The organism is Aceticella sp. 75b-Ac (assembly GCF_056032965.2).
Genome location: NZ_CM190971.1, coordinates 1,764,762 through 1,789,067, shown reverse-complemented (window position 1 = coordinate 1,789,067; position 24,306 = coordinate 1,764,762). Strand labels below are relative to the sequence as shown.

Here is a 24,306-nt window from a genome sequence, read left to right as displayed (position 1 = left end):
TAAATTTCATTCTACTGCTTCATGTAAATACAGGGTGGTTAAAAATACAAATACCACCATTTGCAAGATACCGTCAAATAAATCAAAATACAAGCTACATACCGCCGGTAATATGATACAAACAATTTGTTTAACAATCTCCATTATTATGAATGCCGCAAATATATTACCGAATAACCGAGCTGCCAGTGACAGGACTCTTGCAAATACTTCAATTATTTTCATGGGAAATATAATAGGCAATGGTTCAAAGAAGGACTTAGTATAACCAATGATGCCTTTTGCTTTTATTGATGCAAAAATAACAATTGCTACAGACATAACCGCCATTGCTGCTGTCGTACTCAAATCGCTTGTCGGCGGCGTAATCCCAAAAATACCGATGGTATTAGCCACAAAAAGATAAAGTGCTATTGTACCAAGATATGGGGTAAATGTTTTCCAATGACTTCCTAACAATCCCTTCGCAAAAGAATTAATCCCGTCAATAACCATTTCCATAAAATTCTGTATGCCTGTTGGTACTGTTTTCCAATTCCTCGTTGAAATCAAGGAAAACAGTATGATTACAGCCATGATAATCCATGTCACAACAACCGTCCTTGATACAGGTATACCAGAAAACAATGGTATCGTAAACAATACCGGCTGGCTCATTTCCACATATATCACCCCTTTCTCTATTAGTCCGGCAGTATATATTATAACATTGAAAAATGCAAAATGCAAATGATTTTTTTATTTTTAATTTTGCTAATAATATAACAATTTTCGTTAAACATCCCCCTTTTTATCGCCTTATTTTTATCACAATATCCCCCTTTTGTGTATATCCTTTTAGCTGAGATAACATACCTGTTATGCCGTGAAGCAAAATATTTTGTACAAATGGAAGCATAGCTATATCCTTTCCTCCAATAGATAAGGTTAATTGATAATCCGACATATCTTTGCTCCAATCTCCAACCTTATCTTTAATCAGTTGTACAAGTTTTTCAACATCATCTATAGAATTTATTACAGGACAACCCTTATATTCTTCTATCTTTTCTGCAATACGCCCGGAAACAGCAAAAACGTCTTCATCCATCAATTCATCAATCTCTTCAAGGCTTTTCGCACATAATATTTTTGGCAGTGAAAAACTTTTAAAACCTTCAAGAACCACATAATCATAACTGTAAAAATTCAAAATTTCATCGAGTTCAAGCCTTCTTTGAAACATTACGTCTGTTTCCACAACACCTCTGGCAGTTACCAACTGGGCTCCGGCTTTTTTATGTCGATCTGTATCGCTCCCTTCTTTATCAAAATCCACGTTATCATGAATATCTTTTACAGAGCCTACTGTATAATTTTGATTCCTAAGTTCTTTAATTATGTTCTCAACCGTTGTCGTCTTCCCTGAATTCTTTTTGCCTGATACCGCAAACGCTTTCAAGTTCATCACCCATTTCTTCGATTTTTTTCATATTTTTTTACTTTATTTATATTATATATATAGAAAGAAGAAAACTCAATAATTTTTTATGTAGAGTTTTTTGTTTGTCATGACAATTGCTGTAAAATATCCGTTAGCGTTTAACAGGCAAAAAAAATATGTTATAATTAAATACAATAGTTAATTTGAAAAAACGTCTATTACAGTTAAAGGATGTGGTTAAATGGAAATGTTTAAGGTTAAACCGGTTGATAAGGTTTTAGAACTTTTAAAAGAACATTTTGATGGATTTAAACTAAGCACAGAAAACCTTCTTCTTGATACAGCAGAAGGAAGGATTTTGGCTTCTGATATAATATCAAAAATCGATGTCCCCCAATTCAATCGCTCAACGGTTGACGGATATGCCTTAAAAGCAATTGATACCTTCGGCTGTTCCGAATCTCTTCCTGCTTTTCTTGAAATAATCGGTGAAGTAAATATGGGGGAAGAAACAAAACTTTTTATTGAAAACGGGCAATGTGCATATGTCCCTACAGGCGGAATGTTGCCTTCAGGTTCTGATGCCGTTGTTATGTTGGAATACACAGAAAAATTAGATGACATAACACTTAATGTATTAAAACCCGTTTCACCAAATCAAAACGTTATTTTAAAGGGTGATGATATAAAAAAGAATGATATCCTTTTTAAAATAGGTCATCTTTTGAAGCCTCAGGATATTGGCGCTTTAGCAGCTATCGGGAAAAGTTCAGTTGAAGTTTTCAGAAAACCAAGGGGTTACATAATATCAACAGGCGATGAAATAGTATCTCCTACAGAAAACCTCCGTATAGGACAGGTCAATGATATAAATACATATACAATGTTGTCGGAACTAAAAAAAGCAGGTGCAAATATTATAGGGCATAGCTATGCAAAAGATAGGTTTGAAGATTTAAAACATAAAATAACAAAAATTTTGCCGGATGTTGATTTTGTAATTATATCCGGCGGCAGTTCTGTAGGCACAAAGGATGTAACCGTCGATGTCATCAATTCTCTCGGTAAACCCGGAATCATAACGCATGGTCTATCTGTTAAACCCGGCAAGCCAACAATTATTGCAAAGGTTGGAGATAAGGCTATTTGGGGTATGCCGGGTCATCCTGTTTCAGCCCTTGTTATATTAAAACGCCTTGTATTGCCTTTCTTAGATATAATCTTAAAAAAAGAAAAACAGATGGTTTATAAGATAAAGGCTGTATGGGGACAAAATTATCCGTCAAATCATGGAAAAGAAGAATATGTTATGGTCAGTCTGACTCCTTCTAAAGAAATCCTTATAGCCAATCCATTGCTCGGAAAATCCGGACTTATATCTTTAATGTCTAAGGCTGATGGATTTGTAAAAATCCCTGCAAACAAAGAAGGACTGTTAAGCGGAGAAGAAGTAGAAATTGAGCTTTTATAAAGATTATCCTGCCTTTAAGGCAGGATAATCTTTATTTATCTGCAATGAATATATAATTTTTCTTTTTCAACCTGATATTTTTCTTTTTTCTCTTCCAAAATAGCTTGTGCCTCAGACGGAGTTATTTTTTCAATTTTTGCAGCTCCTACCTTGTATTCAGGTATGCCACAAATAGGATCACAAACCGTATTTGTAAGCTCATTACTGCAAGCCTCCCAGTAATGGAAGGTCATAAAGATTGTACCTTTTGGTACCCTTTCTGTTTTCCAAGCACGTGACGCTACATAACCACGCCTTGTGGATATCTTTATAAAATCTCCATCATTAATTCCAAGTCTTGCAGCATCTTGAGGATTAACCTCCACCTGTTCCTGAGGACCCATTTGATTCAAAATCGGAGATTTGCGTGTCATAGTACCTGTATGATAATGGTATACCCTCCTTCCGGTAGTTAAAACAAGCGGATATTCCTCATCAGGCAATTCAGCTATACTTCCTATAATAACCTTCCCATTCTCTTTAACTTCAAAATCCAGTCTTGTATCAGGATTCCCCGTATTAAACAATATTGAGTATATCTGTGCCTTGCCTGAAGGGGTTGAAAATTTTCCTCCTTTATAAAGGAAAGGTGTACCCGGATGATCCTCTGTCGGACAAGGCCATTGAAGCCCTCTATTATTATCCAACCGCTCATAACTCATGCCTCCGAATTTTTCCGGAACCAATCTGCGTATTTCATCCCATATCTCTTCAACATTATTATAACTCATCCCTGTATAACCCATTTTTTCAGCTAATTTACTGAATATCCACCAGTCAAGCTTTGCATTACCAGGCGGATCAACAGCTTTTCTGACACGCTGTACACGACGCTCGGTATTGGCAAAGGTACCATCTTTTTCTCCCCAGCAGGCGGCAGGAAGTACCACATCTGCCAATCGGGCGGTTTCCGTCAGAAAGATATCCTGTACTACCAAGAGGTCAAGATGTTCAAAAGCATGGCGCAGATGGTCTGAATCCGGGTCGCTCATAACAGGATTTTCTCCAAAGACATATAGCGCACGGACACGATTTTCAAATATCCCATATGGAACCTCTGTCACTTTAAGCCCGGGAGCCGACGGTAACTTGACACCCCATATCTTCTCAAAACGTGCACGGTTCTCCTCTACGTTGACCTTTAAATACCCCGGCAAGTCAGTAGGTAACGCACCCATGTCACAAGCTCCTTGAACATTGTTCTGACCTCTTAAAGGGTCTACACCGGTTCCGGGACGACCTATATTACCGGTGATTAACGCTAAGTTTGCACAATCAACTACATTCCCTGTTCCATGGCTGAACTGTGTGATACCCATTGTATACAGGATAACCGCAGCTCCTGCCTTTCCATATATACGTGCTGCCTTTACCAAATCTTTCTGAGGAATCTCTGTAAGCTTTTCAACATACTCCGGCGTGTATCCCTCCACCGCTTTAACCAGTTCTTCAAAACCTACGGTATGCTCCTTTATAAAATCTGTCTTAACAAGACCTTCCTTGATGATTACATTAATCATTCCATTTATAAGGGGTATATTATACCCACTGGGTACCCTTAACCAAATATCTGCTTTGTTAGCCATCTCCGTCATACGGGGGTCTGCCACAATAAGCTTAGCGCCCCGTTCCTTAGCCTTTAATACATGACTGGCTATCATTGGATGGCATTCAGCCGTGTTTGAACCGATTATAAAGATAACATCTGAATAAGCACTTATTTCAGGAATTGAATTCGTCATTGCCCCGCTGCCCAGTGTCATCGCCAGCCCGGCGACTGTAGCAGAGTGTCACAAGCGGGCACAATGGTCTACATTATTGGTACCCATCACCGCCCTTGTAAACTTTTGAGCCATATAATTGTCCTCATTGATGGACCTTGCTGAAGAAAAAAGTGCAAAGGCATCAGGTCCGGATTCCTGTTTGATTTGTTTAAGACGACCGGCAACATAATCCAGTGCCTCATCCCATGAAACCGGGACAAGGGTGCCATCTTTTTTAATCAAAGGAGATGTTAAACGGCGTGCATCATTGACATACTTGTATCCATAATATCCCTTTATGCACAATTCCCCTTTATTTATAGGATGAAGTTCGTCTCCTTCAATACCTGCTATCCTTCCATTTTCTACATTAATATAAAGTCCACAGCCGGTGCCACAATAAGGACATACAGTAAGCACTTTATTTGTTTCCTTCTGCTGCATAATAAACCCTCCTTCTTTAAATTATACTTACTATGGAAAAAAGGCTTCTATTCTTTTCCTTCATAAACAGAAACTAATCTTTCAACATTAGTAACCCTTTTATTTTTAATTACATTCCTTGTTTCTTCTTCTTTAACTAATTTCAAAGCCTTAGTCGGACAAAACTGTACGCAAGCCGGACCTTCTTCCCTGAAATAACACAGGTCACATTTTACAGCAACAATTTTCTGTTCCATAGTTTCTACCTCTTTATTATTCCCTTCTTTTACACACTGAAATGTTTCCTGTTCAGAGTCATATTGAGGTAAAAAGTCAATAGCTCCAAATGGACAGGCTAATAAGCAAGTCTTACATCCTATACAGGCTTTCTCATCTATTATTATAGCATCCCCCTCCTTTTTAATCGCTCCTACAGGACATACATTGGCACATGGAGCATCTTCACAGTGACGGCACTGTATAGGCATTGTACCTTCACTCGTATACGTAATGTAAAGACGCGGGTAAGGTTGCAACCCATTTTCTTTATGCACAAAAGCACATGCAACCATACATGTATAACAACCCAGACAATAGTTTGGATTAGCAATTACAAAACGGTTAGCCATTTTATCATCTTCCCTTCTTTATTTACAATGTATATATAATTCTTCTATTTCAACTTTTTACATTAATGTTAAAATATAAAACCTACAACCACAATAAGGACATACAGTAAGCACTTTATTTGTTTCCTTCTGCTGCATAATAAACCCTCCTTCTTTAAATTTGACTGTTTACAACAGAAACAAAACTGCCATTTCTTTTCTTGATATAAAGGAATTTTTAATTAATTAAAGGTTTACTTAAATTTTACATACATTTTTTGCATATTTGTTATAGCTTATACTTTATTTTTTATAACGTAATTTAGTGAACTTTACTTTGTATATTCGATAACTAAGAACTGTGCTGCTTTTATCTATTTTTATTATTATATAATATATGATTATGTTATGTCAATGAAATCATGAAAAACATTAGTATATTTAAAGATAATATCTTTCCTGTGACAGATTCTTGACATGCCCTGAAATTTTATATATAATCTATTCAAAGCACATGTTTATATATCACTAAAGTAAATACTACAGCAGGCAAAAGGGAAGCCGGTGTAAATCCGGCACGGTCGCGCCACTGTGAAGGGGAGTGACTCCACATAATGCCACTGGTAAAACCCGGGAAGGCGTGGAGAAACAATGAACCTTAGTCAGGAAACCTGAAACCTGTGATATCACAATGTTCCTTACGCAGGATGGGGAAATTGTCTTTGTTTGTGGTATGGAAGTTTTTAACTACCACCAATAGCCGGCTTTATTCAAATCCATCCTGTAAAATAACATGGGAAGGAGCTTGAATAAAGCCTTTATTAATATTTTAACTTGGGGTGATTTGATGAAACAAAAACTTACTTATCTTGCAATATTTTTGATTATCATTGCAACGGTTGCTGTACCTGCACTTTATATGAACAAGGTTTTTCATCCTCAACAGCAATATAAGCAATCAGAAGAAAGCAAGACAAATAACAATCTTAAAAATAATCAGGGTCAGTCTTCAGCAAATGCAAATCAAACGAATGATAACCAGAAAGCGTCTTCTTCAGAAAATAATTCTCAGCCTGCATCCAGTCCTTCAGAAACAAATGCCGATAACAAAACACAGACTGCTGCAAATGCAAATCAATCTGGCACAACCACAAATCAACAGGCTGATGCATCAACCAATGGTACAAATTCCAGCAATAATGCAACATCTGTAACCCCTGAAAATGGCTGCAGGGTATGGATTGCTGTTGTCGGAAAAAATGGCGAGTTTCTCTTTAAACCACAGCAGGTTATTGTAAAAGATAATAATAAATGGGGTACAACTGCCCTTGGTGCACTTGATGCCACAGGTCTTCCTTATGTCGGAAAGCCAACATGGCCTGATTTCATTGATTCCATTGCAGGTCAAGCCAACAGCGGTATGAGTGGATGGATGTACTCAGTAAATGGTGAGGTTCCAAATCATATGGCTGATAAACATCCGGTGAAAACAGGTGATAAAATTATATGGTGGTACAGCAAAAGTATGGACCAGCCGCCTCCTTCCTGGGATAGTCTGCTTCATAAATAGTAAAGGGGATACAAAAATGTTTGAGAAGTTATTTTATCAGGAAAAAGGACTTTTTTTGCAAACTTTTCATCCTGCTGCTGTTTTAATATATCTTTCGGTACTTCTTATATTAAGCCTTATATATGAAAATCCCCTTTATCTGTTATCAATGCTGATTTTACTTGCCATATTAATTATCAATGTGGATGGATTTGAGGCATGGAAGGGATTTTTAAAAGCCGGTGTTTTTTTAATGCTTATTATCATGATTATTAACCCCATTGTAATAAAAGCAGGCAATACAATCATTTGGCATGGTCCCAACCTTCCCTTTCTTGGCAAACTCGATATATCGATGGAGGCTTTGTATTTTGGAGTTGCTTCAAGCATAAGGCTTTTGGTTGTAATAAGCATATTTTGTCTGTATAACCTGATGATAAATCCGGACAAGGTTTTAAATCTTTTTTCCTTCGTTGCAGCAAAATCTATTTTAATGATTTCTCTATCAACAAGAATGTTTCCTACGATGGTCAGGGATTTGAAAAGAATTAAAGAGGTACAGGAATTACGTGGGGTTGATTTTGATGAAGGAAGTTTATGGAATAGAACTAAAAAATATTCTTATCTCTATAATATTATGCTTTTATCCTCCCTGCATGGTGCTATGGAGATTGCTGAATCTATGCAAGCAAGGGCTTATGGAAGTGGTAAACGTTCCGTATACAAACGAAGCATAATAAGACCCCGGGATATTATAATTATTATCGGCAGTTTCTTGGGGTTATTTTTTGCACTTTGGGGATTTCAATATGGGTATGGACAGTATACCTTTTATCCTGAAGCAGATTACCTTATTAAAAACAGCACAACACTGATTGTTTTATTAATAGTAATCTTTTATCTGTCTATACCGCTTATTTTAAAAGAGGGGTGGAAAAATTGTCGCTTTTTAAAGTCGAAAATTTAACATATTTTTATCCTGAATCAAATACACCTGCACTTGATAATATTAATCTTGAAATTGAAGAAGGGGATTTTATCCTTGTTATAGGCGGGTCGGGTTCAGGAAAATCTTCTCTTGTCAGGGTATTAAATGGGCTGATTCCTGATTTTTATGGAGGCAGAATCGGTGGCAAAGTCTTTTTTAAAGGTAATGACATCGGAAAAATGGATCGGAGAAAATTATGCAGAGAAATTGGAATGGTTTTCCAAGACCCGGAAAAACAGATTGTACAGACATATGCAGAGGCAGAAATCGCCTTTGGTCTTGAAAATCTTGGGCTATGTCCTGAAGAAATGCTTCGGCGGATTGCCGAAGTCGTCAGTTTTATGAATCTATCTCCAATTATGGACTCTTTTACAGCGAATCTTTCAGGCGGTCAAAAGCAAAAACTGGCAGTGGCTTCTGTCTTGGCAATGCAGCCACATGTTCTTATGCTTGACGAACCTACATCGCAACTGGATCCGGTTTCAGCTGAGGAAATTTTGAATCTGGTAAAACGGCTCAATGAAGAAATGGGTTTTACTATAATTATGATTGAGCAACGGTTGGAGCGTTGTTTCCATTTGGCAGATCGGGTTATTCTGCTGGAAAATGGAAAAATTGCTTGCGATGGAAAACCTCAGGAAGTATCTCATAAAATTATAAAAAAGAACCTGCCTTTTATACCTCCTGTGGCAAGATTTTTTGCAAGCTTAGATTTCCCTTCTGTCCCTATAACAGTAAAAGAAGGAAGAAAGCTTTTACATTCATTTTTTAATAAAGATACCTCTCCTGATATTAAGCAAGAAATTTTAACCTGTAAAAAAACTTGTTCAGAAAACTTAAAAGAACGGGAAAGCATAGTTTCTTTAAAAAATCTATGGTTTACCTATCCAGATGGACAGGAGGTATTAAAAAACGTAAGCCTGAATATAAAAGAGGGCGAATTTTTAGCCATCATGGGTGAAAATGGTGCTGGTAAATCAACTTTGCTGAAAGTCTTAACAGGACTCTTAAAACCTGATCGCGGATCTGTACAGATGTTTGGAAAGAACATTGACAAAAATAGCTTTAAAGAAATTCGGAAATTTACAGCATATTTGTCTCAAAATCCTAATGATTATCTTTTTCATGACACAATAGAAGAAGAACTTCTTTTTACAATGAAAAATTTTGACTTGAAGGATTTATCTATCATTGAGGAAATATTAGAAACCTTTCATTTGGTAAAATACCGAAGTAAAAATCCATGGGACTTAAGCAGTGGTGAACGACAAAGGGTCGCTTTAGCATCAGTTTTGGTTACAAAGCCAAGGCTTATCATTCTTGATGAGCCAACGAGGGGCATTGATTTAAGCCTAAAAAAAGAACTTGGCAACTTTTTGCATAATGAAACAAATAAGGGCACCACAGTTATAGTAGTAACACATGATGTAGAATTTGCCGCTGAATTTGCCGAAAGTATCGTAATGATGTTTGCCGGAAGGATTGTAAGCCATGGAAAAAAGCATGAGGTTATGGATACCTCTATATTCTATTCTTCACAAATAGGAAAAATATGCCGCGGTATATATGATGGTGTGCTTTCTTTTAAGGAAGCAAAGGATAAAATCTTTCCCCTCTTAGAACAGAGACTTTCGTCAGCAGAACAAAAAATGGAGGTAAACATACGATGAAAATAAACTGGGGTCTATATACAACCTTAATTGGTATTTTATCTGTTGCTATACTCATGTACGGTATGGAGAAAAAAGGCGAATTAAATGCACGTCAGGTATCTATTATTTCAGTACTGGCTGCTATTTGTGCAGCCGGCAGAGCAGTAACAGGTGTTGGCTTGCTTTTCTTGCAACCCACAATGTTTTTAGTTGAAATTTCAGGCTTTGTATATGGGGCAAGGGTTGGCTTCTTTGTAGGTGCTATGACACCATTAATTTCAAACTTTTTTATGGGGCAAGGTTCCTGGACCCCATGGCAGATGATTTGCTGGGGAATGGTTGGAATTTCCGGAGCAGTGATTAAGGTTATTTTCCCACACGCCGGCAATAAAACCTTAACAGTACTTTGTTTTATATGGGGATATCTTTATGGCGCTATCATGGATTTATGGCAGTGGAGTGTCTTTATGAACCCATTGACATTAAAAACCTATATCCTAACATGGGCTGCAGGATTCAGCTTTGATTCAATGAGGGCAATTGGAAATCTTCTATTTTGTTTAGCCTTAGGTTCACAAACCGTAAAAATTCTAAGTTATTTTCATAAAAAAATGAATATACAGTATTTAAAATCTTTATAAGGAGGCAACAACTCAATGAAAAAATCATTGATTTTCTTATTGTTGACGCTTATTCTAATTATAACAATAACAGGCATAATTTTTATTAAAAATCAAAATACTGCTTCTACTGAGGCTCCGACAATAGAATGGGAAAAAGCCTTCGGAAAAGGTGAAGGCAATTCTGTAATACAGACAAAAGACGGAGGATATGTATTAACCGGCTGGAGTGCATCATATAAAGACGGCTCTGATGTTTTTCTATCAAAATTTGATAAATATGGAAATCAACTATGGTTTAAAACATATACCGGCAATGGATACAGTAGTGGACACTGTGTAATAGAAGTAAATAATGGCAACTTCCTTATTGTAGGTGAAACAAAATCAAAATACGGTTATGACCATGATGTATATGTGGTAAAGACAGATAAAAACGGAAATAGGATATGGGAAAAGACTTACGGAGGAAGCCACTGTGACTATGGCTGGTCCGTAATACAAACTAAAGACGGTTTCGCCGTTGCCGGTGGTACGGAATCATTCGGTGCCGGAATATATGATGTCTACCTGATCAAAATTGATTCCTCAGGAAAAGAGATTTGGCAAAAAACCTACGGCGGTAAAGAATCCGACTGCGGATACGCTTTACAGCAGGACAATGATGGTGGATTTATCATTGTTGGAAATTCAGCCTCTTTTGGAACAGGAACAAAAAATCCCAAGGTATATCTTATAAAAACTGACTCCAATGGAAAATTAATCTGGCAAAAAACCTATGGGGGAAAAGGTTGTGATTATGGTTGGTCTTTGATAAAAAACTATGACAATGGATATTTAATCGCAGGAGAGAAAGAAATAACTACAAATCAAGGAGGAGGTTTTGCCTCATACTTAATAAAAACCGATCACAACGGAAATAAGCTTTGGGAAAAGACTTACGGCGATAGTACATCAAATTCGGCATATGCCGTATGCCGTGCAAAAAACGGTGGCTATATCTTTACTGGAAAGAAAGAAACAAATAAAAACGGTTATGACATTAATATTGTTAAAACAGATAAAAATGGCAACCGGATTTGGGAAAAGGCAATAGAGGGCAGAGGCTTTAACTGCGGTTATGGGATTTTCCAAGCTAATGATGGCGGTTATGTCATAGCAGGAAGAAAAGGGACGGATAAAAACTCAGAAAGCAGTATTTTACTGATAAAATTAAAGCCTCAATATTCATCCATTTTTTAAGGGTAAATTAATACGCTTGATATTTAATCTTAAATATGCTAATATTGTAATATAAATTTTTTATTAAATTATAATTTTTAGGAGAAGAATTTTAATGGAAAAATATTTTTTAATTATTTCTCTTTTTGCAATTGCAACAACTACAATCTTACTTTTGATTCAGGTACTTTTTGTTAAATGGACAGATAAGCTTTTTAATATCAATAAAATTAATAAACCTGAAAATAAAAAAGAAGATGAAAAAAAATAATATACCAAAGGTCATAAACCTGAAAATCCCCTTGCAAAAATTAAGGGGATTTTTATATGTTTCAAGATTGTATAAATATATAAAAACAAAAAAATAATAATAAGCTTTTATACCCTATATAAGATTGACCCTCAATAAAAGTTCTTCATTATTGAGAATCTCTTCTGTCTCACCTTCAGCCTCAATCTGATGGTCCTCATTCATAACTATAATTTTATTTGAAAGAATTCTTGCAGCTTCAAGGTCATGTGTCGCGGCGACTATTGTTGTGCCATTAGCATTTAATTCTATCAATTTCTTTACAAGCCATTTTCTTGATCGCGGATCAAGCCCATTTGTAGGTTCATCTAAAAGCAAAATTTCAGGATTTATCACCATGACAGATGCAAGGGCAACCTTCTTTTTTTCACCACCGCTTAACCTGTGCGGAGACCTATGTTTTAATTCCCATAACCCAAAAGATTTTAAGGTCTCTTCAACTAATTTTATTACATCATTGCTTTTCATCCCCATCTGAAGAGGTGCAAATGCTACTTCATTAAAAACATTTGTATTAAAAAGCTGAACATCAGAGTCCTGAAACACAAATCCTACTTTTTTCCTGAATTCATATTCTTCAGAAGGCTTTAAATTCTTTAAAATTTTACCAAATACTCTTACTTCACCACTATCAGGTATAAGTAAATTATCCATTATCTTAAGCAGTGTTGACTTACCGCACCCATTTGATCCCAGCATGACCAATCTTTCACCATTTTCTATTGTTAAGCTGATATCTTTCAATGCATGACTGTACTTCGTATAAGAATAAAATATATTTTTTAATTCAAGTATTGTATTCAAAATAAGCCCCCTATAAATACAGTTAAAAATAAGATAAAAGCAATGTTAAATATTATCCATATCCAGTCATATAACCTAATTTTAAATGTATCTATTGTTATAAAATTGCCGGTGTAACCCCGAGATACCATTGCACTGTATACCTCATCACCAAGGGTGTTTGACTTTATCATAAGATGTCCTATGGTTCCTGCTACAAATTTTCTTCCTTCACTACTGGTGATCTTTCCAACATTCCTGCTTTTACGGGCAAGAAACATATCTGTGGCTGCCTCCAAAAGTAGGAATATATACCTTTGTGCCATCTCAAGGGTTGCCGTAAAAATCTGAGGTAATCTAAATATTCTAAGGGACCTCATTACATTCGCCCATTTCGTTGACAAACCCAGAATATATACTAATGATATAGACATAAAAGACCTCATCATCATCATAACAGCACTGTAAAGCCCTTGCTTTGTTATATATATACTTTTAGTAATATAGAAAAGAGGTTCCCCCTGTCTTATTATATTAAACAGAGAGGGTATCAAAATAATACCCGTAAACACTATTGAAATAACTGATACCCTCAAAAAATATTCTTTCATTGGTATTCTCGAAAATATAGCTAAGAAAAGTACATATACAAGCAGCACCACCATAAATTGTATAGTCCTTCCGCTATTAGCTAAAATAATAAATATCAAAGTTGATATTAGTTTTACCCTTGGGTCAATCATCTGCATTATACCCTTTTTATCTGCAATCTCATCAGAGTAAAACATATCCTCAAAAATTTTTTGTATTCCGTTAATTGTTTTTTCAATAAAATTATTCATTTTTCTCAGAGGGTTTACCCATAACCATCTTCAAAATAGCAAATACAATCAGGATGACTGCAATACCCACAACTGCTGAAAATATATAACCCAGTGCCTGCTGCAAAAAGCTTTGATCAAAACCTGGTATGCTGTAATCAGGCAGTACTGCCTTCATGACTTCTGAAAAGCGGTTCATACCTGCAGGAACATAACCTACCATCTTTTGTACTTCATCAGTTCCCCATTCAGCCCAAGCTCCACCAGGGGCTAAAAGACCTAATGGTGTCAGCAGTATAATAATAGCAAATATAATGTATAAATTTTTCATTTTGCTTTTCATTTTGCTTCACCCCTTAACTTGTGCGAAAATTGATACAATATGTTATCTTCACCTGTCTTTTGAAGGTAATATACAACAAGTCCTGTGATAAGCGCCTCTACAAGACCTGCCACTGTAATGTGTGCAAGCATCATTGCCGGTATTGATTCCTTTAAACCATATGGGAAATAAAGAGCTCTGCCATTTGCTGTATGGAAGAAAATAGGCTGAATACCCAGTTCAATCGCTGTACAAAAAGCCGCAGCATTTATACCAACATAAGCTCCAACGGCTGATGAAATAACCTTGTTTGTTTTTAATGAAAGCAAGAGCTTGTATATCCCATATCCGATAAATGGCGCAGCAAAAGCCATATTAAAGGTATTTGCTCCTAATGCTAAAATTCCTCCATCACCAAAAAATAATGCCTGTATCAATAAAGCTATTGTAACCGAAATAGTTGCAGCCCACGGGCCTAATGCTATTGCAAGAAGTGTTGCTCCTACCGCATGAGCTGTAGTGCCTCCCGGTATTGGGATATTAAACATCATTACAGTAAATGCAAATGCAGAACCTATTGCCATAGCCGGTATATCTTTCTTCTCAAATGTTTCATTCACTTTTTTTGTAGCAACCGCCAGTACAGGAACCATAACAGCTCCCATAACTGCACAAGTTTGGGGACTTAAATAACCGTCTGGAATGTGCATTAATATTCCTCCTTTAATTTTTTGGATTCTATTCTGTTGTAGTCATTATAAGCATTACATCTATTACCACTTTTATTTTTATAATTTTACCTCCATCACAGGATATATCTTTTAATTTTTTATAATAATTACTACAGAATAGTTATGCCCATCAGAGTATACATCATTGTTGCAAATAATACATTTGCTAATCCTGCCAGATATCTGTATGCTTATCGTTTAACTTTACCCTAAGGCATACCCCCTCAGCGATTATTTTGCAGTGCTACTTGCAGTATTATGATAACATTATATTGTAAAGTTGTCAATAGGTATAATAAAAAAATAACGAAATTATACATTGTAGCATTAAAAAATTAAATAAGCCTTAACAACAAAAAAAGAATACAAAGGCTATATGTATCCCCATTTACATTATCATTTTATATAGTTCATTCAACTTCAATACAATTTTCCCATATTCCATGTATATTACAATATGCTAAAGCACAAAATGCTTTAAATTCTTTTACATTAACTTGAAATCTAATATTAGGATTTGTATAAACAGGAGCAAAAGCCGCTCTTCCAAGTTGAATTACTTGACCGTCTTTTTTTACACCAAAAAGTTCTATCCATGATATATGATGCTCTGCCGTGTTTGGATGTGGAACTTCTTTTCCAACTATAACCCTTACAATATCCACATCTTCTTTCCCATGTCCTTTACCTATTTCAATGATTGGAACATGTTTTTCTTTCCCTTCTGCTGTTTTACCTTTTAAAATTTCTTCAAACTTCATCTTCTCATCACCCTTTCATTATTTTCTTCATGACCTTTAAAAGTCCTTGAAGCTTCTATATCAAGGATTCTTTATAAATATAATCTGTACGTCCTGCATTTCTATATTCTACTGCTTTTTGATTTTAATAAGAATACATATAGCCGTATATTATTATTCGACAAAAATAATATATATCCTTCTTAAATTAAGATTCTTAAAGAAAAAAATATTTCTTTTAATATATCTTATAATAAAATTTTTCTTTTTATTCTGATAAAAGTATACTTGATGCATTTAACCCATTGATTTTTAACTTTTCTTCCTCTGTAAGATTTGTTTGACTCCATTCCTTGTAATATCTGGAGGGGGACAGCAAAGGGAAATCGCTCCCGAGTAAAACCTTATTTAATACTCCTGCAGTTCTTGCTGCTTCATATACCTGTGGCTTATATAAATATGGAGATGCCGCAGTATCATAATATACATTTTTTAAATCCTTTTGTAATTCAGGCATTAATTCATAAAAGAAAAGCCCTCCGCCCCAATGAGCATATATAATTATATTATCAGGATTATTTATGGCGAAAAGATATGCCTCATCAGGACCTGTCTTACCTTTCCCCGGATAATAATGTCCAACGGTTTCATTGCTATGCATAAGAATCGGAAATTTAAGTTCTCGGCATAAAGCGGCAAATTTTCCAATCTCCTCTTGTTTACTTATATCAACATGAACAGCATCTGGTATTATCTCACCTACACCTTTTAACCCAGCCTCATAACAGCGAACAAGCTCTTTCTCCATCCCAGGATCCTTTGGAGGAACAATAGCAAAGCCAATAAATCTGTCAGGATAACGTTTTACAACATCAATGATATAATCATTTGCTTCTCTGCACATTCCCATTTCTAAAGCGGAGAAACCAAAAACTACGGACTTATCTATACCTGTTTTGTCCATATCTTTAAGAACATCTTCTGCAACAGCAAATTTGGCTTTTGGATTTGAATGAAGCAGTTTAAAATGTTGATCCCTTTCTATATTCTTTTTGATATCCTTTATAAAATCAGGAGACAGAATATGTACATGTGCATCAATTTTCATTTATTATCCACACCTTTCTTTCTTGTTTCTTGGTAAATTTATAATTTGATTTTATCAGCATATACATCAAATGTAAAGGAATACCGATTAGTGAAATTTATATCTATGTTTTCTTCAATTTTTAATCCGGTGGATTATCTTTTAAACTATTTACATAATCCAGCACATATCCTCTAACACATTTTATAATATTTTTAACATTGTCATTATACAGCCTGTAGTGCATTTCAAGACCTACCTTTTCACTTTTAACTAATCCTGCATCTTTTAAAATTCTCAAATGCTGTGATAAATTTGCTTGACTGTATTCAAACCTTTCATTTAACTTGCATACACATTTAGGTCCATCACATAAAAATTTCATTATTTTAAATCTCACCGGATGCCCAAGTGCTTTAAATATTTTTACTATTAAATCATCTTGATTCAATTTTATCCCTCCCGAGGTTTTTCATCTATATTATATATTATACTACAAAAAATGTTTTTTTAATTAAATACTTATATTTTATACTACATATCTTGTTTATAAAAATTAAGATTGACTTTAAAAAATAAACGTGTATAATTATATATAAGCATTTAATTATGTATTTATGAAGATGCTTATGAACATACTAAAGTATAAAGCACAAATCTATTAAATAATAACTTAGGAGGGTTTCATTATGGAAGAAAAACAATTACCCGGTTTTATTATGTGTGTATGTACAGGAAAGTGTCCAGGATTTCAGGCAATGGATATCTGGGATTTTATCAATCAGGTTAGAGTAGAACTACCTGTAGAATATGCTTTTATTCACCCACAACTATGTGAAGAAGATGGTGACAGATTCCTTGCTGATTTCTTAAAGGCTCGTAGAAAAGTGATAATTGGTGCCTGTGCTCCAAATATGCAAAGAAAAATGTTTAAACAGGCTTTTAAAGATGCGGGTCTTGATATAGAAAAGGACACTGTTATGCTGGACATAAGAGATATGACTAATGAAAAAGCCATTGAAGTAGTTAAAAATGCTTTAAAAGATTTAGGACTTGAGGAGGAGTAGATATGAGTGAATCAACTTTTATGGGCGTTCCAAGGGAAAAAATAGATTGGAGTCCAAGAATAGATTACGATAAATGCAACTACTGCATGGAATGCGTAAAATTCTGTCCTCATGATGTTTATGAAGTCAGAGAAAATGAAGAAAAGAAACTTATTGTAAAGAATCCTAACAACTGCGTTGTGTTCTGCCGTGCCTGTGGTAAAACCTGTGGCGTTGATGCAATATCCTTCCCAAATAAAAACGAAACAACAAAAATGATTAAAGAAATAAGGAAGGAGATGGAAGGTAATGAGTAAATCTTATGCTATCCTTCCATGCAATGGACTTGATAAATGTGCCGGTTGTATTACAAGAGAAGTTGCTATAAAACTCACCGAAATTACAGATAGTGAAATTGTTTGTCCGGTTTTATATAGGATAGCTGATGCAAGATACAATAAAGTAGTTTCCGAAAAACCTCTTCTTGTAATTGATGGCTGTGCCACAAGATGTGCCAGCAAACTTGCCTCTGAAAAAGGGCTCAAAATTACTCAAAAAATTAACATAAGTGATGAAGCAAAAGCAAATAACTTAACTATAGGAAGCAGTTTAAGGATTGGAGCCAATGAATTAAAACTTGCTGATATTATAACTGATAAACTTACTAAAAAAGAGGAAAAATCAGAAACCGTCAACTCTTGTGTATTTCCTGAAAGTTTTGAATATGAGATTTATGCAAAAGACAAGTTTATATTCAGGATACCAAAGAAAGGCTTTTACTTTAATGAAAATGACTGCTGGGTTTATGTTTTAGGTAATAAAGCAAGAATAGGTGTGACAGATTACGTTCAACAGAGTTTATCAGATATAATATTCTTTGAGCCGCCAGTGGTAGGAAGCAACATAGAACAGTTTGGAGAAGCAGGTTCTATAGAATCAGGTAAAGCTGTTTTTGAAATAGTATGTCCTGTAAGTGGTACAATTACCGCAGTAAATGAAAAACTGGTAGAATCACCTGAACTTATAAATGAAAATCCATATGAAAAAGGCTGGATTGCAGAAATAGAGTTATCTGACTTTGAAAGTGATAAAGAGTTTCTTTATGACTTTGATAAATACTTTGAAATAATAAAAAGAAAGGCGGATGAATTTCATGTCTAAAGTAAAAGTTATACCATGTAGTGGTATTGGTAAAGTATTTGGTCTTATGGCAAGGGAAACAGTTTTTAAGGTTGTAAATGACTTGAGACCTAATGATACTGAAACTGTTTGCCTTGGCCATATAGTAACAGGAGATGCAGATGCTACAGAAAAAATCAAGGGATATTCCTGTATAACCTTAGATGGCTGTCCTAAATTATGTGCTTCCAAAAATGTTTCTCTTGCTGGTGGAATAGTAAAACAAGAATTAAGAACAGTCGATGAAATGAAAACCCATAAAGGCGTAGATGCTGGTACTGCAACAATGCTTACAGAGGATGGGTGGAAAATAGTAAATGAACTCGCAGAAAAAGTTTGTGCAAAAGTTGATGAGATATTAAAGGAGGCTGAATAGTATGACTAATTCAAAAATTGGAGTGTTATCCTGTAGTGGTGAAGAATGTCTTGGTGGTACTATTTCAAGACTGGCTACAAGAAAAATGCTTGAAGAACTCCGTCCGGGTAAAACCGTTACTCTCTGCCTTCCATTGTATCTTGCAGGCGGAGAAGAAGAAAGATTTTTTGCAAAGGCCTATCCTGTTATTACAGTAGATGGATGCAGTAAATGCTGTGCTAAAAGAGCAACAGAAAAATACAGCGGAAAAGTAAGTGATACTGTGGTTGTATCAGATATATTAGGAGAAGATGTTGCTTTAAATAAAACTGTTTCTATAAAAGATTTAACAGAAGAACACTACAAAATGGTAGATAAAGTTGCAGAAGAAATATGCAAAAAATTTGATAAAATATAAAGAGGCAGCAAGGTGGCAAGGGGACGTTTCGCTTGCCATCATCTTTTACAAACAATGTTTTTTAGTATACCAAAAGAACTATTGTAATTATTAAAATGATTTAATTTGGGAGGAAGAATTATGGATATTAAAATCAAATCTGATATTTTAAAAGATTTAAAGGAAAGATTAGCTAAAGAAGAAAAAACTGCCGCACGGTTTGTTCTTGTTAGTTTTGGCTGAAGCGGCCCAATTCTTGATATTGTTCTGGATGAACAAAAAGAAAATGATGTTGTTGCAGAAATTGAAGGAGTAAAATTTGTAGCTGATAATAAAATTGCATTTTTAATTAAAAATCCTGAAGTAATAAAAAACGGAAATGAATTTACAGTAAAAAAGACTGGATCTTGCAGTTAAAAAAGGTTGCCTTTTAATGGGCAACCTTTTCCATTTCAGCATATAGCAATCATCAACATATATATCCTTTATTAATACAAAACTTAATATAAGTGTTATAAATAATGCAAACCCATATATCATAAATAAACTATTTAAGTTATAGACTTCTATAATTTTTCCACCAATGGCAGTTCCAACTCCGCCGCCCCCCATAAAGCAAAATGCAACCAATGACATTGCAGCCCCTCTCGCTTTTTCTGCAAATTCTGTTGCTCTTGTAAGCAAGGTTGAGTGAGCTAAGATAAATCCTAATCCCATAAATCCTACTCCTATAATTAATGAATATATATTGCTACCAAAATAAAATATGATTAAATCTGCAATGGCAGCAGATACTAATCCTGTGCTTAAAACTTTTCTCTGCCCTATTTTATTAGCAAGTTTTCCGCTTAATCTTCCTCCGATAACGGACATTATACCAAAAGCAGTTAGTATCAAACCTATACTCAAGTAATTATAATGGTACGTTTTTTCAATATAGGAACCTGTATATGAAAAGCTCCCAACTATAAACATTCCTTCAAGCAAAACTATTAAATAAGTAAATAAACTTTTTGAATCAGATATAAGTCTGAAATAAGATTTTAATATTTCACTATTAGGATTCTTTTCAGAAGGCAGTTTTTTATAATTTATTAACAAGAATATAGTAGGTATTAAAGAAAGAAGCGAATATGCTGCAAATACACACCTCCAATTTAAAAAGTATGCTATTGTTCCTCCTACTGCCATGCTTAATCCCTGTCCTAAAAGAGATAGACAAGAGAACCGTCCCCATATCTTTATTGCTTTATGAGACCTACACCAGTACAACATTCATACTCAATTTGCAGCGTAACATGATGTATATTAAAAGCTTCTTTGAGAATACTTTCAACCTGTTTTATTATCTCTCTTACCTGACTCAATTTAATATCTTCTTTTACATTAATATGACATTCAAAATATACATCTTTATCATTAGTCTGCCATACATGTACATGATGTATATCCTTAATTTCCGGAAGTTCCTCAATTTCTGTCTTTATTTTATCAAGATTTATACAATCCGGTACCCCTTGCATCAGTATTTTTAATGTTTCATTTATAATTTCAAAGCTTTCTTTAATAATATAGATACCTATCAATATTGTTAATAATGGATCAATCCAATAAATTTTATATTCATATATCAATATTCCTGCAACAATAACTCCAAATGAGGACATAGCATCTGCCAACATATGAATATATGCAGATTTTACATTTAAATTATCTACTGCATTTTTTCTTAAAATAAGAGCCGAAAATATATTGGCTGCAAGACATATAACTGCAGTTGTAATCATTAATACACCCTTTACCGGTTCCAGTCTTAAAAATTTAAAATATGCTTCTTTAAAAAGATAAATTGAAACAATTACAAGCACTAAAGCATTAAACAAAGCTGCCAGAATTTCTGCTCTTTTATATCCAAAGGTCATTCTTTCATTGTTTTTCTTTTTTGATATCTTAAAAGCAAAATAGCTTATTATGACTGATATGCCATCACTGAAATTATGGAGAGCATCAGATATAAGCGAAAGACTTCCAGCCAAGATACCTCCTACAATTTCCGCAATTGTTATTGCAAAATTTAAAAACACTGTTATAATCAGATTCTTACCACTTATTTCCTCATGGTCATGGTGATGCCCCATAATTTATTCCTCCTATCAGCCATTTTATTGAATTTAATCTACGGTACATCTCCTTCATTTTACATTGTATCACATTTCTAAACAATATTTTTAGTTTATTAACATAAATACATCAATATCAACTCCTATCTCAAAAAATATATAATATTTAATTAAATAATTATATTATTGTATTAATATTATACTACTAAAATATTAATAGTCAATATTGAAATCTTTATTAATATATGCTGTTATAAGGTTATTATCTTCATTTTATTATTGATATATCCCAATATCTCAAATTTACGCCACTTGCTTAAAATTATCATCACTTTAGTGTAAAGTACAAAAAAAATTGCCCTAAACATTATATAATGTTCAGGGCAATTTTTAGACAACAGAATCGTCCCAGTGTCTTTTTATTTATATAGGCAAATGCAGCCATGCAAATACACCCATCATTTTTAATCCCATATACAAGAATACAATAACGAAAATGGTTTTTAGCTGCTTTGCAGGAACTTTGTGGGCAATTAGTGACCCAACCACTGCCAATGGAATACTTGTACCTGCTAAAGCCAAGAACTGTACCCAATTGACATAACCTGTGGAATATGAAGGCAATCCAGCAACTCCTAAGCCATTTATCAAGTAGGATATTGCACCACCTAAAGCAGAAAATGCCATCATAAGCATAGATGTCCCAATGGCTTCATGCATTTTAAATCTTAAAGCAAGAACCATAACAGGTACCATCAATACTCCACCACCGATTCCAATAATTCCCGATACAATACCCAATAATATACCGCATATTACATATATCCATACACTATCTACAGGCTCTTCATCTTGTTTTATAGGTTTTGCAGTTGCCATCCTTATAGCACCTAAAACTACAGCAATACCAAATGCCTCTGTAAGAACTGCACCTGGTGTCTTAGAAGCAATATACGCACCTAAAAAAGAACCTGCAAAAGCTGATATTCCAAGAAGCATTCCCTGTTTCCATCTGACGGCTCCCTTATAATGATGTGTAATCGCACCGCTGATGGATGTAGGAAGCACAACCATCAAGTTAGTACCAAAAGCCACTCTTATAGCAATAGTAGGATCCACACCTAAGCTTTTTAAAAGCCAGAACTGAACCGGAACCATAATAAAGCATCCGCCCACGCCAAGCATACCTGAAGCAAAGCCTACCGCCGCACCGGTTATGAGTAAAATTATAATCTCTGTCGTTAAACTCATGTTAAATCTCCTCCTTATTTAATATTTAAGTAGAGCGAATTAAAAAAGGAAAATTAATAACCATCCCACCAGCATATACAAACGGTATATCCATACTTCATAATAAAAGCCTCCTTATATGCTTATGAATAAATTCTCAGAGCATCTCTGATATCTTTATATAATTTTCCGAGTCCGGCACCAGTTCCGGACAATCCGCAAGCGATACCTCATCTAATGCCAGTTTAGCAGCAAAAGCCATACAGGTCGAAAAACCACATTTTTTACAATTACTCTTAGGCAAATATTTAAAGATATCAATTGCCTTTGGCTGTTTCCATTCCTTGTAACTCGGTTCAATTTGTTCTCTCTGGAGAATGATATCATTGATGTATTTAATACACTCCTCGCTAATCTTATTAGCCGTATCTTTCTCTACAAAAGACCTTATAGACACTGTTTCCCCTTGAATTGCAACAGTCCATGGTTTGCCTTTATATTTTTCTGGGAATCCTCTAAAGTTAAATTTTATCCAATTCAGCTTAGAAATATATTTTGCTTTCTCGGCTGTAGCATTGATATACGGAAGTAAGTCTGTAAGGTCGCGGTCTACAGTTAATGTTGCAACAAGATTCTCGCTTCCGGCATGACAAGCTGTATAATCAAGTTTCATCTTATAATCCTTAATTATCGATAATTCTTCCATTTTTATCCTCCATTTCTAAGTTAAGTATGTGGCAAACAAAACGTCCCTTTGCCCTCTTATCTCTTCAATCAAATTTTTTTGATTTGTTTATTTTATTATAAACCCAAATTATATTATAGTCAATATAACTTTTGCAAAATAAATGCAAAAAACCATCCCCTGTCTAAATGTATCAAAAGAGGATGGTTGCAACATAAATATGTGTTATATATGAAAATATAATCCCTATACTTGAACCTATTAAAACATCTGAGGGATAGTGTAAACCCATATAAATCCTTGATATGCTTATAACAACTGCTAAAATAATAAATAGAGCGGCAAACCATGGGAAGAAAAATGAAAATGATACAGCTAATGAAAAACTTGCCGTTGCATGACCCGATGGAAAAGAATAATCCCTTAATAAATATTTAAATGTATTTGCCTCTGGTAAAATCATATATGGCCGCGGTCTTGTACAGAGTCTTTTTAATATCTGTACAAATAAATGACTGCTGGTTAAGGTTGTTAGTGCTTCAATAGCCGATATCTTTAAGCTGTCCTTACCTAACAAAATAAATAATAAACATGAAAGAACAGAAAAGTAAGGACCTCCTATATGAGTTATTTTAGGCATAATCTTATCTAAGGTATTACATTTAATTTTTTTATTTAATATATAGAAAATATTCCTGTCCTCCGTTATTAACAATCTTTTAACTGCTGTCACGGGGGATACC

The 24,306-nt window shown here is 34.6% G+C and carries 28 protein-coding genes, 2 pseudogenes and 1 riboswitch; of the genes and pseudogenes, 12 read left to right on the top strand and 18 right to left on the bottom strand.

Annotated elements, in window-relative coordinates; all coding sequences use genetic code 11:
* Positions 1-6: 6 nt before the first annotated feature.
* Together AC0LWJ_RS09195 and mobB are read right to left on the bottom strand one after the other, a co-directional pair.
* Entirely contained in the window at positions 7-657 is a 651-nt protein-coding gene (locus AC0LWJ_RS09195) for a F0F1 ATP synthase subunit A (protein WP_474239187.1), read from the bottom strand.
* A 133-nt stretch (positions 658-790) separates the two neighbouring features.
* Positions 791-1,447: a molybdopterin-guanine dinucleotide biosynthesis protein B gene (gene mobB, locus AC0LWJ_RS09190; RefSeq protein WP_474239183.1), complete on the bottom strand. Its 657-nt coding sequence runs from the start codon at positions 1,445-1,447 to the stop codon at positions 791-793.
* 217 nt (positions 1,448-1,664) lie between these two features.
* On the opposite strand from mobB, the gene AC0LWJ_RS09185 reads away from it, so the two are divergent.
* Entirely contained in the window at positions 1,665-2,894 is a 1,230-nt protein-coding gene (locus AC0LWJ_RS09185) for a molybdopterin molybdotransferase MoeA (RefSeq protein ID WP_474239185.1), read from the top strand.
* A 35-nt stretch (positions 2,895-2,929) separates the two neighbouring features.
* Here AC0LWJ_RS09185 and fdhF read toward each other — a convergent pair whose 3' ends face one another.
* The 3 genes and pseudogenes from fdhF to AC0LWJ_RS09170 form a co-directional block, all read right to left on the bottom strand.
* The gene (fdhF, locus tag AC0LWJ_RS09180; RefSeq protein ID WP_503031496.1) at positions 2,930-4,939 is read right to left on the bottom strand and encodes a formate dehydrogenase subunit alpha; all 2,010 of its coding nucleotides are present in this window, start codon (positions 4,937-4,939) and stop codon (positions 2,930-2,932) included.
* 81 nt (positions 4,940-5,020) lie between these two features.
* Positions 5,021-5,140 (bottom strand): annotated as a pseudogene (locus AC0LWJ_RS09175) (hypothetical protein); the annotation flags it as partial.
* A gap of 47 nt (positions 5,141-5,187) precedes the next feature.
* Entirely contained in the window at positions 5,188-5,748 is a 561-nt protein-coding gene (locus tag AC0LWJ_RS09170; RefSeq protein WP_474237819.1) for a 4Fe-4S dicluster domain-containing protein, read from the bottom strand.
* A gap of 482 nt (positions 5,749-6,230) precedes the next feature.
* A riboswitch (cobalamin riboswitch) is annotated at positions 6,231-6,417 on the top strand.
* 103 nt (positions 6,418-6,520) lie between these two features.
* Here AC0LWJ_RS09170 and AC0LWJ_RS09165 point away from each other — a divergent pair.
* The 6 genes from AC0LWJ_RS09165 to AC0LWJ_RS09140 all read left to right on the top strand — a co-directional run bounded on the left by AC0LWJ_RS09165 (position 6,521) and on the right by AC0LWJ_RS09140 (position 12,028).
* Positions 6,521-7,297, top strand: coding sequence for a DUF4430 domain-containing protein (locus AC0LWJ_RS09165; RefSeq protein ID WP_474237818.1), 777 nt, complete (start codon positions 6,521-6,523; stop codon positions 7,295-7,297).
* Positions 7,298-7,313: 16 nt separating this feature from the next.
* Positions 7,314-8,243 (top strand): energy-coupling factor transporter transmembrane component T, encoded by a 930-nt coding sequence (locus AC0LWJ_RS09160; protein WP_474237816.1) that lies wholly within the window; start codon positions 7,314-7,316, stop codon positions 8,241-8,243.
* Entirely contained in the window at positions 8,216-9,934 is a 1,719-nt protein-coding gene (locus AC0LWJ_RS09155) for an ABC transporter ATP-binding protein (RefSeq protein WP_474237814.1), read from the top strand. The genes AC0LWJ_RS09160 and AC0LWJ_RS09155 overlap by 28 nt, the downstream gene beginning before the upstream one ends.
* Positions 9,931-10,557, top strand: a complete 627-nt coding sequence (locus AC0LWJ_RS09150; RefSeq protein ID WP_284679995.1) for an ECF transporter S component family protein — start codon at positions 9,931-9,933, stop codon at positions 10,555-10,557. Before AC0LWJ_RS09155 ends, AC0LWJ_RS09150 begins: the two co-directional genes overlap by 4 nt.
* Positions 10,558-10,572: 15 nt before the next feature.
* Positions 10,573-11,778, top strand: coding sequence for an outer membrane protein assembly factor BamB family protein (locus tag AC0LWJ_RS09145; protein ID WP_474237813.1), 1,206 nt, complete (start codon positions 10,573-10,575; stop codon positions 11,776-11,778).
* Positions 11,779-11,872: 94 nt separating this feature from the next.
* Complete coding sequence (locus tag AC0LWJ_RS09140; protein ID WP_474237811.1) at positions 11,873-12,028, top strand: hypothetical protein; 156 nt, start codon at positions 11,873-11,875, stop codon at positions 12,026-12,028.
* A 114-nt stretch (positions 12,029-12,142) separates the two neighbouring features.
* Here the strand turns inward: AC0LWJ_RS09140 and AC0LWJ_RS09135 are convergent, their stop codons facing one another.
* The 8 genes and pseudogenes from AC0LWJ_RS09135 to AC0LWJ_RS09100 all read right to left on the bottom strand — a co-directional run bounded on the left by AC0LWJ_RS09135 (position 12,143) and on the right by AC0LWJ_RS09100 (position 17,002).
* Positions 12,143-12,406: an AAA family ATPase gene (locus AC0LWJ_RS09135; RefSeq protein ID WP_503031495.1), complete on the bottom strand. Its 264-nt coding sequence runs from the start codon at positions 12,404-12,406 to the stop codon at positions 12,143-12,145.
* A gap of 15 nt (positions 12,407-12,421) precedes the next feature.
* Positions 12,422-12,799 (bottom strand): annotated as a pseudogene (locus AC0LWJ_RS09130) (energy-coupling factor ABC transporter ATP-binding protein); the annotation flags it as partial.
* A gap of 68 nt (positions 12,800-12,867) precedes the next feature.
* Positions 12,868-13,692 carry a cobalt ECF transporter T component CbiQ gene (cbiQ, locus tag AC0LWJ_RS09125; protein WP_474237809.1) on the bottom strand — a complete coding sequence of 275 codons (825 nt, stop codon included), beginning with the start codon at positions 13,690-13,692 and terminating at the stop codon, positions 12,868-12,870.
* Positions 13,685-14,002, bottom strand: a complete 318-nt coding sequence (locus tag AC0LWJ_RS09120; RefSeq protein WP_474237828.1) for a PDGLE domain-containing protein — start codon at positions 14,000-14,002, stop codon at positions 13,685-13,687. Before AC0LWJ_RS09120 ends, cbiQ begins: the two co-directional genes overlap by 8 nt.
* 8 nt (positions 14,003-14,010) lie before the next feature.
* Positions 14,011-14,703, bottom strand: a complete 693-nt coding sequence (cbiM, locus tag AC0LWJ_RS09115; protein ID WP_474237808.1) for a cobalt transporter CbiM — start codon at positions 14,701-14,703, stop codon at positions 14,011-14,013.
* Between the two features lie 431 nt (positions 14,704-15,134).
* Complete coding sequence (locus AC0LWJ_RS09110; RefSeq protein WP_284680001.1) at positions 15,135-15,485, bottom strand: class II SORL domain-containing protein; 351 nt, start codon at positions 15,483-15,485, stop codon at positions 15,135-15,137.
* Between the two features lie 247 nt (positions 15,486-15,732).
* On the bottom strand, positions 15,733-16,572 hold the full coding sequence (locus tag AC0LWJ_RS09105; RefSeq protein WP_474237807.1) for an amidohydrolase family protein: 840 nt from the start codon (positions 16,570-16,572) through the stop codon (positions 15,733-15,735).
* A 121-nt stretch (positions 16,573-16,693) separates the two neighbouring features.
* Entirely contained in the window at positions 16,694-17,002 is a 309-nt protein-coding gene (locus tag AC0LWJ_RS09100) for an ArsR/SmtB family transcription factor (protein WP_474237805.1), read from the bottom strand.
* A 238-nt stretch (positions 17,003-17,240) separates the two neighbouring features.
* Here AC0LWJ_RS09100 and AC0LWJ_RS09095 point away from each other — a divergent pair, with 238 nt between their 5' ends.
* From AC0LWJ_RS09095 to AC0LWJ_RS09075, 5 genes are read left to right on the top strand one after another with little or no spacing between them, the layout of a single operon-like run.
* Entirely contained in the window at positions 17,241-17,618 is a 378-nt protein-coding gene (locus AC0LWJ_RS09095) for a heterodisulfide reductase subunit A-like protein (RefSeq protein WP_474237804.1), read from the top strand.
* Between the two features lie 2 nt (positions 17,619-17,620).
* Positions 17,621-17,914 (top strand): 4Fe-4S dicluster domain-containing protein, encoded by a 294-nt coding sequence (locus AC0LWJ_RS09090; RefSeq protein ID WP_284680005.1) that lies wholly within the window; start codon positions 17,621-17,623, stop codon positions 17,912-17,914.
* A complete protein-coding gene (gene gcvH, locus AC0LWJ_RS09085; protein ID WP_474237803.1) occupies positions 17,907-18,758 on the top strand; it encodes a glycine cleavage system protein GcvH in 852 nt (283 codons plus the stop codon). The genes AC0LWJ_RS09090 and gcvH overlap by 8 nt, the downstream gene beginning before the upstream one ends.
* Positions 18,751-19,152, top strand: coding sequence for a putative zinc-binding protein (locus tag AC0LWJ_RS09080; RefSeq protein WP_284680007.1), 402 nt, complete (start codon positions 18,751-18,753; stop codon positions 19,150-19,152). Before gcvH ends, AC0LWJ_RS09080 begins: the two co-directional genes overlap by 8 nt.
* A gap of 1 nt (position 19,153) precedes the next feature.
* Positions 19,154-19,549, top strand: coding sequence for a putative zinc-binding protein (locus AC0LWJ_RS09075; protein WP_474237802.1), 396 nt, complete (start codon positions 19,154-19,156; stop codon positions 19,547-19,549).
* A gap of 324 nt (positions 19,550-19,873) precedes the next feature.
* On the opposite strand, the gene AC0LWJ_RS09070 is transcribed toward AC0LWJ_RS09075, so the two are convergent.
* The 5 genes from AC0LWJ_RS09070 to AC0LWJ_RS09050 all read right to left on the bottom strand — a co-directional run bounded on the left by AC0LWJ_RS09070 (position 19,874) and on the right by AC0LWJ_RS09050 (position 24,296).
* Entirely contained in the window at positions 19,874-20,803 is a 930-nt protein-coding gene (locus AC0LWJ_RS09070; RefSeq protein ID WP_474237801.1) for an MFS transporter, read from the bottom strand.
* Positions 20,770-21,666 carry a cation diffusion facilitator family transporter gene (locus tag AC0LWJ_RS09065; protein ID WP_474237800.1) on the bottom strand — a complete coding sequence of 299 codons (897 nt, stop codon included), beginning with the start codon at positions 21,664-21,666 and terminating at the stop codon, positions 20,770-20,772. Before AC0LWJ_RS09065 ends, AC0LWJ_RS09070 begins: the two co-directional genes overlap by 34 nt.
* Positions 21,667-22,071: 405 nt before the next feature.
* Complete coding sequence (locus AC0LWJ_RS09060; protein WP_474237798.1) at positions 22,072-22,899, bottom strand: sulfite exporter TauE/SafE family protein; 828 nt, start codon at positions 22,897-22,899, stop codon at positions 22,072-22,074.
* 136 nt (positions 22,900-23,035) lie between these two features.
* On the bottom strand, positions 23,036-23,584 hold the full coding sequence (locus AC0LWJ_RS09055) for a (Fe-S)-binding protein (protein WP_474237797.1): 549 nt from the start codon (positions 23,582-23,584) through the stop codon (positions 23,036-23,038).
* A gap of 172 nt (positions 23,585-23,756) precedes the next feature.
* Positions 23,757-24,296 carry a phosphatase PAP2 family protein gene (locus tag AC0LWJ_RS09050; RefSeq protein WP_284680013.1) on the bottom strand — a complete coding sequence of 180 codons (540 nt, stop codon included), beginning with the start codon at positions 24,294-24,296 and terminating at the stop codon, positions 23,757-23,759.
* Between the last annotated feature and the right edge of the window lie 10 nt (positions 24,297-24,306).